This window comes from Rhizobium sp. 05N430 (assembly GCF_056396985.1).
Window position 1 is genome coordinate 506,575 of the sequence record NZ_JBFTMO010000002.1, and the last position, 14,424, is coordinate 520,998.

At 62.0% G+C, this 14,424-nt stretch carries 15 protein-coding genes; 9 read left to right on the plus strand and 6 right to left on the minus strand.

From position 1 onward, the window contains the following. Window positions 1–17: 17 nt before the first annotated feature. The 5 genes from AC1DJO_RS06120 to AC1DJO_RS06140 all read left to right on the plus strand — a co-directional run bounded on the left by AC1DJO_RS06120 (window position 18) and on the right by AC1DJO_RS06140 (window position 5,104). Window positions 18–836, plus strand: coding sequence for an ATP-binding cassette domain-containing protein (locus AC1DJO_RS06120; protein ID WP_310290944.1), 819 nt, complete (start codon window positions 18–20; stop codon window positions 834–836). Beyond that, window positions 833–2,092 carry a sugar ABC transporter permease gene (locus AC1DJO_RS06125; protein ID WP_112388535.1) on the plus strand — a complete coding sequence of 420 codons (1,260 nt, stop codon included), beginning with the start codon at window positions 833–835 and terminating at the stop codon, window positions 2,090–2,092. The genes AC1DJO_RS06120 and AC1DJO_RS06125 overlap by 4 nt, the downstream gene beginning before the upstream one ends. Window positions 2,093–2,118: 26 nt before the next feature. Continuing rightward, the gene (locus AC1DJO_RS06130; protein ID WP_112388534.1) at window positions 2,119–2,847 is read left to right on the plus strand and encodes an SDR family oxidoreductase; all 729 of its coding nucleotides are present in this window, start codon (window positions 2,119–2,121) and stop codon (window positions 2,845–2,847) included. Window positions 2,848–2,902: 55 nt separating this feature from the next. Beyond that, window positions 2,903–4,537, plus strand: a complete 1,635-nt coding sequence (locus tag AC1DJO_RS06135; RefSeq protein WP_112388533.1) for an FGGY-family carbohydrate kinase — start codon at window positions 2,903–2,905, stop codon at window positions 4,535–4,537. 123 nt (window positions 4,538–4,660) lie between these two features. Next, window positions 4,661–5,104 (plus strand): SRPBCC family protein, encoded by a 444-nt coding sequence (locus AC1DJO_RS06140; protein ID WP_112388532.1) that lies wholly within the window; start codon window positions 4,661–4,663, stop codon window positions 5,102–5,104. An 18-nt stretch (window positions 5,105–5,122) separates the two neighbouring features. Here AC1DJO_RS06140 and AC1DJO_RS06145 read toward each other — a convergent pair whose 3' ends face one another. From AC1DJO_RS06145 to AC1DJO_RS06155, 3 genes are read right to left on the minus strand one after another with little or no spacing between them, the layout of a single operon-like run. Beyond that, window positions 5,123–5,884 (minus strand): ABC transporter ATP-binding protein, encoded by a 762-nt coding sequence (locus tag AC1DJO_RS06145; RefSeq protein ID WP_112388531.1) that lies wholly within the window; start codon window positions 5,882–5,884, stop codon window positions 5,123–5,125. Continuing rightward, a complete protein-coding gene (locus AC1DJO_RS06150) occupies window positions 5,878–6,942 on the minus strand; it encodes a FecCD family ABC transporter permease (RefSeq protein WP_112388530.1) in 1,065 nt (354 codons plus the stop codon). The genes AC1DJO_RS06145 and AC1DJO_RS06150 overlap by 7 nt, the downstream gene beginning before the upstream one ends. Before the next feature lie 3 nt (window positions 6,943–6,945). After that, window positions 6,946–8,076 carry an ABC transporter substrate-binding protein gene (locus AC1DJO_RS06155; RefSeq protein WP_112388529.1) on the minus strand — a complete coding sequence of 377 codons (1,131 nt, stop codon included), beginning with the start codon at window positions 8,074–8,076 and terminating at the stop codon, window positions 6,946–6,948. Between the two features lie 112 nt (window positions 8,077–8,188). Between AC1DJO_RS06155 and AC1DJO_RS06160 the strand changes: the two genes are divergently transcribed. Then, on the plus strand, window positions 8,189–8,992 hold the full coding sequence (locus AC1DJO_RS06160; RefSeq protein ID WP_112389011.1) for a class I SAM-dependent methyltransferase: 804 nt from the start codon (window positions 8,189–8,191) through the stop codon (window positions 8,990–8,992). 12 nt (window positions 8,993–9,004) lie between these two features. On the opposite strand, the gene AC1DJO_RS06165 is transcribed toward AC1DJO_RS06160, so the two are convergent. Both AC1DJO_RS06165 and AC1DJO_RS06170 read right to left on the minus strand, forming a co-directional pair. Beyond that, a complete protein-coding gene (locus AC1DJO_RS06165) occupies window positions 9,005–9,784 on the minus strand; it encodes a pyrroline-5-carboxylate reductase (RefSeq protein WP_112388528.1) in 780 nt (259 codons plus the stop codon). Between the two features lie 129 nt (window positions 9,785–9,913). Next, the gene (locus AC1DJO_RS06170) at window positions 9,914–10,159 is read right to left on the minus strand and encodes a response regulator transcription factor (RefSeq protein WP_477969513.1); all 246 of its coding nucleotides are present in this window, start codon (window positions 10,157–10,159) and stop codon (window positions 9,914–9,916) included. A gap of 99 nt (window positions 10,160–10,258) precedes the next feature. Between AC1DJO_RS06170 and AC1DJO_RS06175 the strand changes: the two genes are divergently transcribed. Continuing rightward, on the plus strand, window positions 10,259–10,636 hold the full coding sequence (locus tag AC1DJO_RS06175) for a response regulator (RefSeq protein WP_112388527.1): 378 nt from the start codon (window positions 10,259–10,261) through the stop codon (window positions 10,634–10,636). 47 nt (window positions 10,637–10,683) lie between these two features. Here AC1DJO_RS06175 and AC1DJO_RS06180 read toward each other — a convergent pair whose 3' ends face one another. After that, a complete protein-coding gene (locus AC1DJO_RS06180) occupies window positions 10,684–11,568 on the minus strand; it encodes an SDR family oxidoreductase (protein WP_112388526.1) in 885 nt (294 codons plus the stop codon). A 102-nt stretch (window positions 11,569–11,670) separates the two neighbouring features. Here AC1DJO_RS06180 and AC1DJO_RS06185 point away from each other — a divergent pair, with 102 nt between their 5' ends. Both AC1DJO_RS06185 and AC1DJO_RS06190 read left to right on the plus strand, forming a co-directional pair. Beyond that, window positions 11,671–12,495, plus strand: coding sequence for a helix-turn-helix transcriptional regulator (locus AC1DJO_RS06185; protein ID WP_162698696.1), 825 nt, complete (start codon window positions 11,671–11,673; stop codon window positions 12,493–12,495). 250 nt (window positions 12,496–12,745) lie between these two features. Then, complete coding sequence (locus AC1DJO_RS06190) at window positions 12,746–14,386, plus strand: TIGR04028 family ABC transporter substrate-binding protein (protein ID WP_112388524.1); 1,641 nt, start codon at window positions 12,746–12,748, stop codon at window positions 14,384–14,386. The last annotated feature ends 38 nt before the right edge of the window (window positions 14,387–14,424 follow it).

The window sequence follows — 14,424 nt, forward strand, 5'->3', positions numbered from 1 at the left end:
CAAGAAGGGCTTCAGCCATGGTTACCGATAAGGGCATGCCGGAGAAGGGACAAACGATCCTCCGGTTGAGCAATGTTTCCAAGAATTTCGGCGCGGTCTCGGCGCTGACCGACATCGAACTTGAGGTCAAGGCCGGTGAGGTCGTGGCGCTGGTCGGCGATAACGGCGCGGGCAAGTCGACACTGGTGAAGGTTCTGGCCGGCGTGCATCAGCCGTCATCCGGAACGATAGAATTCTGCGGCCAGACCGTGACGCTGGACAGCCCGGGCCGAGCCCTTGAGCTCGGTATCGCAACTGTCTTCCAGGACCTGGCGCTCTGCGAAAACCTCGACGTCGTCGCCAATCTTTTCCTCGGCCACGAGCTGTCGCCCTGGAGCCTCGACGAGGTGGCGATGGAAGTGCGTGCCTGGACGCTGCTGCGCGAACTTGCAGCCCGCATTCCCTCGGTCCGGGAGCCCATCGCTTCATTGTCGGGCGGCCAGCGCCAGACGGTGGCGATTGCCCGCTCGCTGCTGCTCGATCCGAAGATCATCATGCTCGACGAGCCGACCGCCGCACTCGGCGTCGCACAGACGGCCGAGGTTCTCAACCTGATCGAGCGCGTCCGCGAGCGTGGCCTCGGCGTCATCATCATCAGCCACAATATGGAAGACGTGCGTGCGGTTGCCGACCGGATCGTCGTGCTTCGCCTCGGGCGCAACAACGGCGTCTTCACGCCTGATGCTTCCAACCAGGAACTCGTCGCCTCGATCACGGGTGCGACCGAAAATTCCGTATCCCGGCGGCTCGAACGAAAGAGCAGCACAGCCCAGGAAAACAGCGGGAGCCCGGCATGAGCCAGAAACCATCCAATACACTTGCGCCGGCTGCCACACTTGATCGCAGCGACGAGCGTGTGCGGCACGACGACAGCATCGGCGCGATGATCAAGGCATTCTTCGACCGCGTGCGCTCCGGCGATCTCGGCATGCTGCCGGTCGCCGTCGGCCTGATCGTCATCTCGACGGTGTTCTCGATCCTCAACCCGATCTTCCTGGCGCCGAACAATCTTGTCAATCTGCTGTTCGACTGTGCGACGGTCGGCGTCATTTCGCTCGGCATCGTCTGCGTGCTGATGCTCGGCGAAATCGATCTCTCCGTGGGATCGATGAGCGGCCTTTCGTCGGCAATCCTCGGCGTCCTCTGGGTCAATACCGGCTGGCCGCTGCCTTTGGCGATCATCGTTGCCATTATCGCCGGCATGGTCGTCGGTGCGCTCTATGCGGTTCTCTATAACAGGCTCGGCATGCCGAGCTTCGTTGCGACGCTGGCCGGGTTGCTCGCGCTTCTCGGTATGCAGCTCTATATCCTCGGGCCGACAGGCAGTATCAATCTGCCCTTCGCCTCGCCGCTGGTCCGCTTCGGCCAGATCCTCGTCATGCCCTTCTGGCTCTCGCATCTGCTGGCGCTTCTGCCCGGTCTGGTGCTGATCGTGAACGGTATGCGCAAACGCCAGCAGCGTCAGTCGGTCAATCTCTCCCAGCAGCCGCTCGGCGCGCTGGTGATCAAGGCCGCCGTGCTGACCGCCGCTCTCGAATTTGCCGCCTACTATCTCAATCTCGGCCGCGGCGTGCCGTGGATGTTCGGCCTCTTCGTCCTGATTGCCGTCGTGCTGAACTACGCGCTGACGCGGACGCAGTGGGGACGCTCGATGTTCGCCGTCGGCGGCAACCGGGAAGCGGCGCGCCGCGCCGGCATCAATGTCCGCCGTATCTATCTCAGCGCCTTCATGCTCTGCTCGACGCTGGCGACGATCGGCGGCATCCTTTCGGCCTCGCGGCTGGCCTCTTCCAGCCAGCAGGCCGGCACTGGCGACGTCAACCTCAACGCCATCGCTGCAGCCGTCATCGGCGGTACCAGCCTCTTCGGCGGACGCGGCAGCGCCTATTCCGCTCTGCTCGGCATCATCGTGATCCAGGCGATTTCCAACGGATTGACGCTTCTCAATCTCAGCTCGTCGCTGCGCTACATGATAACAGGGGCCGTTCTTGCGATCGCCGTCATCGTCGATTCGCTCGCCCGCCGCTCCCGTGTCAGCCATGGACGCGCCTGATCCGCATTTTATGAAGGAGTATTTCCATGACTGAACTCATGAAGGGCAAGGTTGCTGCCATCACCGGCGCTGCGTCGGGCATCGGGCTCGAATGTGCCCGTACGCTTCATGCAGAAGGCGCAACCGTCGTGCTCGTCGATCGCGCCGCGGACAAGCTTGAGGCGCTGTGCAAGGAGATCGGTGAGGGCGCCCTGCCGCTCGTCGTCGATCTTCTCGACGGCAAGCAGGTTTCCGGCATGCTGCCGCGGATCCTGGAGATCGCCGGAGGTCTCGATATCTTCCACGCCAATGCCGGCGCCTATATCGGCGGCCCGGTGGCGGAAGGCGATCCCGATGCGTGGGACCGGATGCTGAACCTCAACATCAACGCGGCTTTCCGCTCGGTTCATGCCGTGCTGCCGCACATGATTGCCCAAAAGTCCGGCGACATCCTGTTCACCAGTTCCATCGCCGGCGTCGTGCCTGTGGTCTGGGAGCCGATCTACACCGCTTCGAAATTCGCCGTTCAGGCCTTCGTCCATTCCACCCGCCGCCAGGTGGCGCCGCACGGCGTTCGCGTCGGCGCCGTTTTGCCGGGGCCGGTGGTCACCGCTCTGCTCGACGACTGGCCGAAGGCGAAGCTCGACGATGCGCTGGCCAATGGCAGCTTGATGCAGCCGAAGGAAGTGGCCGATGCCGTGCTCTTCATGCTGTCGCGTCCGCGCAACGTAACGATCCGTGATCTGGTGATCTTGCCGAACAGCGTCGATCTCTGAGATTGACGACGCCGTCCCGATTGCCCCTGTTCCTGCCAGATTGAAACGAGAGACCATGAGCGACACATCTCACACGCCGCAAGCGGGTGGCAAACATGTCATTGGCGTCGATGTCGGCACCGGCAGCGCCCGCGCCGGCATTTTCGACCTCACCGGCCGGATGCTGGCATCGGCCAAGCGGGACATCACGCTGTTCCATGCGCCGGGTTCGATCGTCGAGCAGTCGAGCACGGAAATATGGGCCGCAGTCTGCGCGGCCGTGCGCGAAGCCGTTTCCATTGCAGGTATCGATGCCGCGACCGTCGCCGGTCTCGGCTTCGATGCGACCTGTTCGCTGGTGGTGCTTGGTGAGGGCGGAAGGCCGCTGCCGGTCGGGCCGTCGGAAGATCCGGATCGCAACATCATCGTCTGGATGGATCACCGGGCCGTTCCTCAGGCGGAGCGCATCAACGCGCTCGGCCACGATGTGCTCCGCTATGTCGGCGGGCGCATTTCGCCCGAGATGGAAACGCCGAAGCTGCTCTGGCTCAAGGAAAACCGCCCGCAGGTCTTCGACGCGGCATGGCAGTTTTTCGACCTCGCCGATTTCCTCACCTGGCGGTCGACAGGCGATATCGCGCGCTCGACCTGCACGGTCACCTGCAAATGGACCTATCTGGCCCATGAGCAGCGCTGGGACGCCGGATATTTCGAGCAGGTCGGTCTTGGCGAGCTGGCCGCGGAAGGCTTTGCCCGTATCGGCCAGACGATCGTCGAGCCCGGCTCGGCGCTGGGTCAAGGCTTGACGGCTGCAGCTGCAGAGGAGCTTGGGCTACTCGCCGGGACGCCGGTTGCGGCCGGTCTTATCGATGCGCATGCCGGCGGGATCGGCACTGTCGGGATCGGTGGCGGGCCGCAGACCAATCTCGCCTATGTCTTCGGCACATCCTCTTGCACGATGACATCGACATCGGAGCCTGCCTTCGTGCCGGGCGTCTGGGGTCCCTACTATTCCGCGATGGTTCCCGGGCTCTGGTTGAACGAGGGCGGCCAGAGTGCTGCGGGCGCGGCAATCGACCAGCTGCTCGCCTTTCATCCGGCCGCCGGCGAGGCAAAGGATATTGCTAAGCGCGCCGGTATTCCGCTGCCGGTGCTGCTGGCCGATATGGCAGCCGAAAGGGCGGGCAGTGCTTCCGGTGCCGTCACGCTTGCCACTGGTCTGCATGTCGTTCCGGAATTTCTCGGAAATCGCGCGCCCTTCGCCGATCCGCATGCCCGTGCCGTCATTGCCGGTCTCGGCATGGAGCGGGATATCGATAGTCTCGTTGCTCTCTACGTCGCAGGCCTCTGCGGCATCGGCTACGGGCTGCGGCAGATCGTCGACACACAGGCCGATGCGGGCGTCACCGTCGACAACATCGTCGTCAGCGGCGGCGCCGGCCAGCACGATTTCGTTCGCCAGTTGCTGGCCGATGCGAGCGGCAAACCGGTCGTGGCCACGAAAGCCGGGGAGCCGGTGCTGCTTGGCGCTGCCATTCTCGCTGCCGTGGCCGGTGGTCAGTTTGCCGATGTGGCGGAGGCAATGACCAGCCTCTCCTCCGTCGAGCAGACATTCGCACCGGCGGGTGGCGACATCGCCGGGCTGCATCTGAAACGCTATGACGGCTTCAAAGAGTTGCAGACGCTCTCGCGCAAACTGCGGGATTCCTGACGTCCCGGCCCGTGGGCAGCACGATTACGCCGAATTTTTCGGAAAAATGCCGGTGACGTGTCGGATCGTTGAAGGCATGTTCGTCCTTGGGATGTCCATTCCATCAGCAAGGAGGAGAACACCATGCCGAGCACCATCCGTCTGCACCGTGTCCTGGCGACCAGTCCCGACAAGATCTACCGCGCCTTCATCGAGGCCGACGCGCTTGCCAAGTGGCTGCCGCCGAACGGCTTCGCCTGCACGGTCGATCATCTGGAAGCGTCTGTCGGCGGTACGTTCAGAATGTCATTCCGCAACTTCACGACAGGCGACAGCCATGCCTTCGGCGGCGAATATCGCGAGCTCGTGCCCGGCGAACGTGTTCGCTACACCGATGTTTTCGACGATCCCAACCTGCCCGGTGAAATGGAAGTCACCGTCATCCTGAAAAAGGTTTCTGTTGGTACCGAGGTCGATATCACTCAGGCGGGCGTTCCCGATCTCATCCCGGCCGAAGCCTGCTATCTCGGCTGGCAGGAATCGCTGAAGAACCTCGCCCGGCTGGTCGAGCCCGATATCCGGAACTGACGGATCCGGCCCAAAGCATCAGCCTGCGGCAACCGTTCCATCGACGAGGATGAAGGGGTGGCCGCGGGAGCATGTCTCGATCCGCGCTTCGACCTTGTAGACGTCCTTCAGCATGTTTGAGGTTATGACGTCGCGGGTCGGACCGCTCGTCGCCATCGCGCCATTGGCGATCACGATCGTGTTGTGGCAATAGCGCAGCGCATGATTGAGATCGTGCAGGGCGATCAGCACGATCATCCCCGTCCGGCTTGCCAGACCTTCGACGAAAGCCAGAACCTCGATCTGGCGATGCAGATCGAGTGCCGAGGTCGGCTCGTCCATCAAGAGAACTTCGGGTTTGCGGACCAGCGCCTGCGCCAGCGATACCAGCTGGCGCTGGCCGCCGGAAAGTTCGCCAAGTCCCCGGAAGGCAAGGTCATCGATCCTCAGGGCCTTCAGGATCGCGTCGATCTCATCGAGTTCTCCGTCCTGGACGCGCCATCCGCCGCCCTGCTTTGCCGAAAGCAGCACTGACTCGTAGACGGTCAGCACGGCGTTCGCGCCGGTATCCTGCGGCATGTAGCAGACAGCCCGGTCTCCGCGTTCGGTGCCAGACAGCTCGACCACGCCGGGCCCCGATATCAATCCGGCAATGCGCTTGAAGAGCGTTGACTTGCCCGCCGCATTCGGGCCGATGACGGCCGTCAGGCTGCCGCTTTCGAGCGTACCAATGCCGATTTTCGACAGAACGGTGACGCGGCCATAATTGGCGCCGACGTCTCTGAGTGCCAGCTCTACCAAGACCGTCTCCTGTTGCTGAAGATGAGCGCGAAGAAGAAGGGAACGCCGACCACCGCCGTGATCACGCCGATCGGCAGGATCGCTCCCGGAATGAGCATCTTGCTGACGACCGATGTCGCCGACAGCAGCAGCGCGCCGCAGATCACCGAGCCAGGCAGGAAGAAGCGTTGGTCCTCGCCGACGACCATGCGGGCGATATGTGGACCGACGAGACCGATGAAGCCGATCGTGCCGACGAAGGAGACCGGAATGGCGGCAAGCAGGCTGACGGTCAGCATCGTTCGCAGACGCAGGCGGCGGACATTGACGCCCATGCTGGCCGCCTTGTCGTCGCCGAGCCGCAATGCGGTCAGCGCCCAGGCATCGCGCATGAAGAGCGGCACTGTCACGACGAGCACGGCAGCCGTGACGTAGACCTTTGCCCATGTCGCCTTCGTCAGGCTGCCCATCGTCCAGAAGACCACCGCTGCCAGAGCCTGTTCCGAGGCGAGATATTCCAGCAGTGACAAGGCGGCGTTGAAGGAGAATACCAGCGCGATGCCGAGCAGCACGATGGTTTCGACGCTGACGCCGCGCATTGTTGATGCGAAATAGATGAAGAGCGATGCCAGCATCGCCATCAGGAAGGCGTTGATCGGAACCATATACTGGACGGCCGCCGGAAAGACGGCGACACCTGTTACCAGCGCCAGTGCTGCGCCGAAGCTTGCCGCCGCGGAAATCCCGAGCGTGAAGGGGCTGGCCAGCGGGTTCGACAGGATGGTCTGCATCTGCGCGCCGGCAACGGAAAGGGCCGCACCCACGGTGACCGCCATCAAGGCGATCGGCATGCGGATATCCCAGATGACGACCCTTAGCTGGTTGCCGGCGACTTCCGGGTTGAACAGGGCCAGAAGAACCTGGCGGATTTCGTAATTCGCCGGACCGAGTGCCATGTCGGCGGCGACGCTGACGCAGAGTGCTGCCGTCAATAGAACGAGGATGACGATCCGGCGGAAGGCGAGAGCGCGATAGCGCTCCCGCCCTGCGATGTCAGCGGTAAGAGCCGTCCCGGCCATCGGTTACTCGCCCTTCAGGGAGACGAAGTAGCCGGGCTTGTAGTCGAGCGGCAGGAAGCGCGCATGCAACTCCTTGAAGGTCGCTTCGGGATCGAGGTCCTTGAAGAGATCCGGATGCAGCCACTTGGCGATCTCCTGGATGGCGACGAACTGGTAGGGGTTGTTGTAGAACTGGTGCCAGATCGCATGGACATTTCCGTCTTCGACGGCCTTGACGCCGGTAAAGGCCGGGCGCTTGGTCAGGGCCTCGAGCTTGCGCTTGGCTTCTGTCAGATCGGCGCCGTAACCGACGCCAACCCAGGCGCCGCCAGGAACGAAGGCTTCCCACATGCCGCCGGTGACGATGATCTGATCCGGGTTCGAAGCGACGATCTGCTCCGGGTTTACCGTGCCGAAGGTTCCGGGAATGATATCCTTCGCCATGTTGGTGCCGCCGGCGATCTCGACCATCATGCCGAAATTCTCGTTTCCGAACGACATGCAGCAATCGTCGGAGTAGCCGCCTGCACGCTCGACGAAGACAACGGGGCGGGCGGGCTTGGCCGCTTCCAGCTTGTCGGTCACGACCTTGATGGAGTCAGCGCGGAACTTGATGAAGTCCTCTGCCAGCTGCTCCTTGCCCATCAGCTTGCCCATGACGCGCATGCTCGGCTCGGTGTTTTCCATCGGCTTTTCGCGGAAGTCGACATAGACGAGCGGAATGCCGACCTTGGCGAGCTTTTCGATATAGCCCGCTTCCTCGGTCGCCGTCTTGGCGTCGACATTCATCAGGATGACATCGGGCTTCAGGGTGACGGCTTGTTCGATGTCGAAGGTGCCGTCCTTCATGCCGCCGAAGGTCGGCAGCTTGGCGATATCAGGGTACTTGGCAAGATAGGCCCTGTAGGTCTCGGGATCGGCCTTGGGCAGATCGTCGCGCCAGCCGACGACGTGTTCGAATGGATTGGTCTTGTCGAGCGCCGCCAGGAAGTAGATCTGCCGTCCTTCGCCGAGAATGACGTGCTTGACGGGAACCTCGACCTCGACGTCGCGGCCGGTTACGTCCTTCAACGAAATCTTTTCGGCAAGTGCCGGCCAGACGGTGGCAAGCAGCAGTGCTGCAGAGAGGCCTGCGGCTTTGAATTGAATGTGCATTGAGTGGTCCCCCGTGAAAATCTAGGGGGCTCTATTATTTTATGATTGCAATAGTCAAGTTTTATCTTTTAGAGCAATTCAAGACTGAGAACGGATGAGCGGCAGAACCGGAATGAGCGCAGTGAACGGCACCAACTATCACCTGAAGGAGGAGATCAAGGCCTACTGGTCGGCGCGGGCCGCCACCTTCGATGCCTCTCCAGGGCATGAGATTTTTTCCGAGGACGAGCGCCGCGCCTGGCGCGATCTGATCGCCAAGCATCTCGGTCCCGGCGATGGCCGCGGCGCGCTCGACCTTGCCAGCGGTACCGCGGTGATCTCGCATCTGATGGACGACGCCGGTTACAAGGTAACGGGTCTCGACTGGTCGGAAGCCATGCTGGAGCGGGCGCGCGCCAAGGCCCGGCAGCGCGGCCGCGACATCCGTTTTCGCATCGCCGATGCCGAGCACACGATGGAGCCGGATGCCGCCTATGATGTGGTCATCACGCGCCATCTCGTCTGGACGCTGATCGATCCGGAGAGCTGTTTTCGCGAGTGGCTGCGGGTGCTGAAGCCCGGCGGCCGCCTGCTGATCGTCGATGGCGATTTCGTCAATACGGGACGGGCCGAACGCCTGCTCAAGAAGCTAGCAGGCATATTGGAGAAGGTGGGGCTCTTGCGGACCGACCCGAAGCACGCGCCGCCGGAGCTGACCGGAAAGCACGAAGAGATTCTCCGGCAGGTCTATTTCTCAGGCGGTGCGAGAGCCGATGAGGTCGCGGCCTTGCTCGCGGCCGCCGGCTTTCAGCGTATCGAGATCGACCGGGATCTGCGGCAGGTACACAAGGCGCAGGCCGCCAACTGGAATATCCTGAAAGCGGCCGCACGCGGGCTGCAGCATCGCTATGCCATCTGCTGCGAAAAGCCTTTCTGAGCAGACGTCCGGTTACCGGCCCTCGATACGGGCAAAGACCCGGTCGAGTGCTGCAGTCAAAGCGGTCTTGCCGCCATCGGCGTCGAAGTCGCGGAGAACCTGTTCATTCAATCCACCTCTGGTGGCAAATTCTTCGCTCAAGGCGTTGAAATCGCCGGCATGCGGGCCGTTGGCGCGCCGCGCCAGGCTCTCGAACAGCGGCGCGAGGTAGGCGCGGGCCTTCGTCCGCTCCAGTCCGTTGGTTTCCAGCCATCCGGTGGTGAATTCCATGATGCCGAAATAGGTCGACATCAACGCGCTTGCCGCAGCGAGGAGATCATATTCCTTGCGGGATTCGCACTGGACGGCCTTGCCAAGCGCGTCGAACATGGCAGCGACGGCGGGGTCCGGAGGATAGATGGCGGTCACGCCCTGGCGCTCGGCAACGAAGGGCAGGGGAATGGCCTGCACCAGATGGATATCGGTGCCGATCCATTTCAGCAGGACTTCGCGCTCGGTGGCGGCGATGATGCTGACCACCGACTGCCCCGGCTTGAACGTCAGTTCGCCGATGACGGCTTCGGCAACCTGCGGGCGGATCGCGAGGACCACGAGGTCGCTGCGATCGACGGCGGTCTGATTATCGGGCGCAACGCTGACGGCCGCGAACTCGCTGAACAGCCTTGCGGCAATCTCTGCATTCCGGGGCGAGAGATGGACTTCGGTGGGATAGGCGGGTTCGCTGAGCAGACCTCTGACCATCGCCTCCGTGATCGCGCCGGTACCGACGAAGCCTATGCTTTTCGCTTTCATGTCACACTCCGCAGCCTTTGATAGCGAGATCATAGGGGCAGCGCTTTGATCGCAAAAGGGCCGATGGCGGCCCTGTCCGAGAATAGTCCTCATTTTTCAGATATTTGTGTGAGTGACGTCGAGGCCTCGTCAGTCGATGACGCCCTGCCGCAAAGCGGCGGCCACCAGCGCAGTGTCCTTGTAGACCGCGAAATTCGTCTTCAGCGCCTCGATATGGGTGCGGACGGTGTGCACCGAACATCCGAGGATGAGGGCGATTTCCTGCGCCGTCTTTCCCGCGCACATCAGCGTGAGAATTTCCTTTTCCCGTTTGGTAACCTGAGCCGTCATCCCCTTTACATGGGATTTCGTCTCCCGGATTGCAGCCTTCTGCATCGAAATCCTGATGCATTCGCGATCGGTGAAAAACATCGTGATCCCGCTTGAAAACGTCTTTGGCAGAGCAATTTCTTCGTGACGCGAGGAGATAGATTCATGAACGTCTTGATTGTCGAAGATGAAGGGTTCATCGCCCTGGAACTGGAAAGAATTGCCGTCGAGGCTGGTCATCGCGCGCTTGGCCCGGCCTCGACGATCGAGCAGGCATTGGCTTTCGCGCCTCGGGCTGATGCCGCACTTGTCGATGTCGGGCTGTCGGACGGGACAAGCGGAACGCAACTCGCCCGGCGGCTGATCGACCGTTTCGGGATCAGCGTGATCTTCGTGACCGGCTCTCCGCAGGCGGTCTCGCAGGGTTTCGATGGCGCCTTCGCGGTGGTCGGCAAGCCGTTTACCGACGAGCGGATCCAGTCGGCGTTGCAAGCAGCGGACGATTGGCGGCGCGGGCATGTGATCCGCGCGGCGGCATTGTGATAGAACTGCGGGCGGGCGCCATCAATAGCGTCCGCCCGCTTGTAACATTAGTACTGCATCGCGTTGAGATCGGAGATTAGCGACGGTCCGGTCGGACGCCATCCGAGCACGGCCTGCGTCTTGGCGCTCGATGCCGGGAAGTCGATCGTGGTGAAGATCGACAGCCATCCGAAATGCGCTGCGGCTTCCTCACGGGAGATCGATCTGACCGGCAGCTTGAGGCCCCGGCCGATCGCCTCGGCGATCTCGCGTGCCTCTACGCCCTCTTCGGCGACGGCGTTGTAGCGCGCGCCACTTTCGGCTCGCTCGATCGCCAGACGGTAGAGACGGGCGACATCCGACAGATGCCCGGCCGGCCAGCGATTGCGTCCTTCGCCGACATAGGCCGCGAGGCCCTTCTGGCGGGTGATTTCGATCAGCGGCGTGATGAGCCCCTGCTTGAACGTGTCGTGCACCTGTGGAAGCCGGACGACGGAAAGATTGATGCCTTCATCCAGCAGCGTCTGCCCTGCAAGCTCGGACGCGACACGCGGGTTGGGGTGGCTGGTGTTGAACACGTCCTCGCTTCCCAATTCACCGAACTCGGCATTGCCCATGCCGGTGCCCGAGGTGATGATCAGCGGCCTGTCCGACCCGGCAAGTGCCGCACCCAACGCGGCGATCGCCCGGGCATCCTTCTGGCAATTTTCGGCGAACCGCGAGAAATCGTGGTCGAAGGCGGTGTGGATCACGCCATCTGCTTCCAGCGCGCCCTTGCGAAGGCTTTCGGGATCCTCGAGCGTCCCGCGATAGACCTTAGCGCCTGCGGCTTCGAGCGCGCGCGCGCCTTCGTCCGATCGAGTCATGCCGATGACCTCGTGGCCCGCGCCAATGAGTTCCGGCACCAGCGCCGAGCCGATAAAGCCGGTTGCTCCAGTCAAAAAAATGCGCACAGCAATGTCTCCTTGCGTGTTTTACTCCGAAGAGAATATCGGCTAGAGTTCATCCTGTTAAAGTAGTGACTTTATCCTATTATAATAGCTAACAGGATCACCATGCCGATCAACACGCCGGGCACGCTTGCAGCCTTCCTGAAAGACCGCCGTGTGAAACTCGATCCGTCCGCTTTCGGCCTGTCGGGCCGGCGGCGGACGCCCGGCTTGCGCCGTGAAGAAGTGGCGCAGCGGGCCAATATCAGCCCGACCTGGTACACCTGGCTGGAGCAGGGCCGCGGCGGGGCGCCGTCTGCGGATGTTCTCAACCGGATCGCCAACGGGCTGATGCTGACAGAGCCGGAGCGCGAGCACCTCTTCATGCTCGGGCTGGGGCGGCCTCCCGAAGTGCGCTACAGGCCGGCGGAAGGCGTGACCCCGCGGCTGCAACGTCTGCTGGATTCGCTTGAGGCAAGTCCTGCGCTGATCAAGACCGCGATGTGGGATGTGGTCGCATGGAACCGCGCTGCCGCCGTCGTGCTGACCGACTACGGCACGATTGCGCCGGAGAAACGCAATATCCTCAGACTGATATTCTCCAACCCGGCGATCCGCGCCAAGCAGCATGATTGGGAAACGCTTGCCCGCTTCGTGGTTGCCGCTTTCCGGGCGGATGTCGCGCGGGCCGGCGCCGGGTCTGAAGTCAGCAAGCTGGTCGAGGAACTGAGTGCCGTCAGCCCGGATTTCGAACGGCTCTGGCAGGAAAACGACGTCCGCGTGCATGGCGATGGCGTCAAGCGCCTAAAACATCCGAAATTGGGAACGATCGATCTCGAATATTCCGCCTTTGCCGTCGATGGCAGGCCGGATCTGGGGCTGGTGATTTACAATCCGGTCGATCCTGCGACCGCGGCCGAGATCCGCAAGCTTGCAAGTGAGAAGGAATAGCCGATCCGCTTTCGCCGGTTTTTGAAGCCAACGCCTCGAACAAATCCACGGGCGAGCAGCTTGGCGTCCCGTAATGCCGGGCAGACAGCGCCTTTGCGGTCGAGCCAAAGCTGCTAGAGCAATTTGTAAGTGCTGCCCGCGGCGGGCGCCATAGAATTTCCGGTGTGCGTCCCGAAAATAGAATACTAATTCTATATACTAAATTTATATGCCGCTACCGTTGTCACCATTAGTTATTGAGGGACAACAGATGAGCTTTACGGCAACGATTAAGACCCTGCTTCTTGCGAGCACCCTGTCCGTGTCGTTTACGGCACTGGCGGCTGCGGCAGACGAGGCTGCCAAACCGGTTCAGGGCGGCACGCTGATCTATCTTGAGCAGCAGCCGCATACCAATCTCTATCCGCCGGCCGGCGGCTTCTATCCGAACGGTGGCGTGCTCAATCAGATTACCGACAAGCTCACCTATCAGAATCCGAAGACACTTGAGATCGAGCCATGGATTGCCGAATCCTGGACCGTCAACGCCGAGGCCACCGAATATACGTTCAAGCTTCGCAAGGGCGTAACCTTCTCTGACGGCACGCCGCTCGACGCGGCCGCAGTTGCCAAGAACTACGATACGTTCGGTCTCGGCAACAAGGAGCTGAAGCAGCCGGTCTCGGAAGTCATCAACAATTACGACCGTTCCGAGGTCGTCGATCCTCTGACCGTCAAGTTCTATTTCAAGAAGCCGTCCCCAGGCTTCCTGCAGGGTACGTCGGTGATCGGCTCCGGCCTGGTATCGCTGAAGACGCTGGCGCTGCCTTTCGACCAGCTGGGTGACGCGACGAAGATCGTCGGTTCCGGCCCGTTCGTCGTTGACAGCGAGACACTCGGCAAGGAGCTGAACCTCAAGGTCCGCGGCGACTACGATTGGGGTCCGGCAAAGCAGGAGCATCAGGGCCGCGCCTATCTCGACGGCATCAAGTATATCATCACCGGCGAAGACAGCGTGCGTATCGGTGCGCTGCTCTCTGGCCAGGCGGATTTCATTCGCCAGGTACAGGCCTATGATGAAGAACAGGTCGAGAGCCAAGGCTACAAGATTTATGCAGCACCGACGCGCGGCGTGAACAACAGCGTCGTCTTCCGCCCTGACAATCCACTGGTGTCCGATGTCCGCGTCCGTCAGGCGCTGCTTCACGGTACCAACAGCGCGGAAATCATATCGACGCTGTTCTCGGCCAACTATCCGCAAGCCAAGTCGATCATCGCATCGACGGCGCAGGGCTATCTCGATCTGTCGCCGAAGCTGACCTACGATGCAGCCAAGGCCACCGAGCTGCTGGATCAAGCTGGCTGGAAGGTCGGCGCCAATGGCGTCCGCGAGAAGGATGGAAAGCAGCTGGTGCTGACCGCCTATGAATCTCCGCCGCAGCCGCAGAACAAGGCAACGCTGCAGCTTGTCGCGCAGCAATGGGCAAAGCTCGGCGTTACGCTGAATGTGCTGGCGGGTGATGCCGGCAGCAAGACCGTCGACGATCTCGATCCGGCCAAGACGCCGGTGTCGCCGGCAATGGTTGGCCGGGCCGATCCTGACGTCATCAAGAGCCAGTATTATCCGAAGAACCGCGACGTGCTGCGCCAGAAGGGCGGTCCGAGCGACAAGGTGAAATCCTTCGTCGATGACAAGCTGAACGGTCTTCTCGAGCAGCTTTCCTCGCAGCCCGATCGCGAAAAGCGTCTCGCCATCGCCGGCGAGGTCCAGAACTACGTGATCGATCAGGCCTATGCGATCCCGATCTTCGAGGAGCCGCAGGCCTTTGCCGGTGCGCCTTATGTGCAGGGCGTCGGTTTCGAAGCTGTCGGTCGCCCGAGCTTCTACAACACCTGGCTTGCTGAACACTGAAGGCCATGGCCCGGCGCAAGCCGGGCCACCCGTCACCT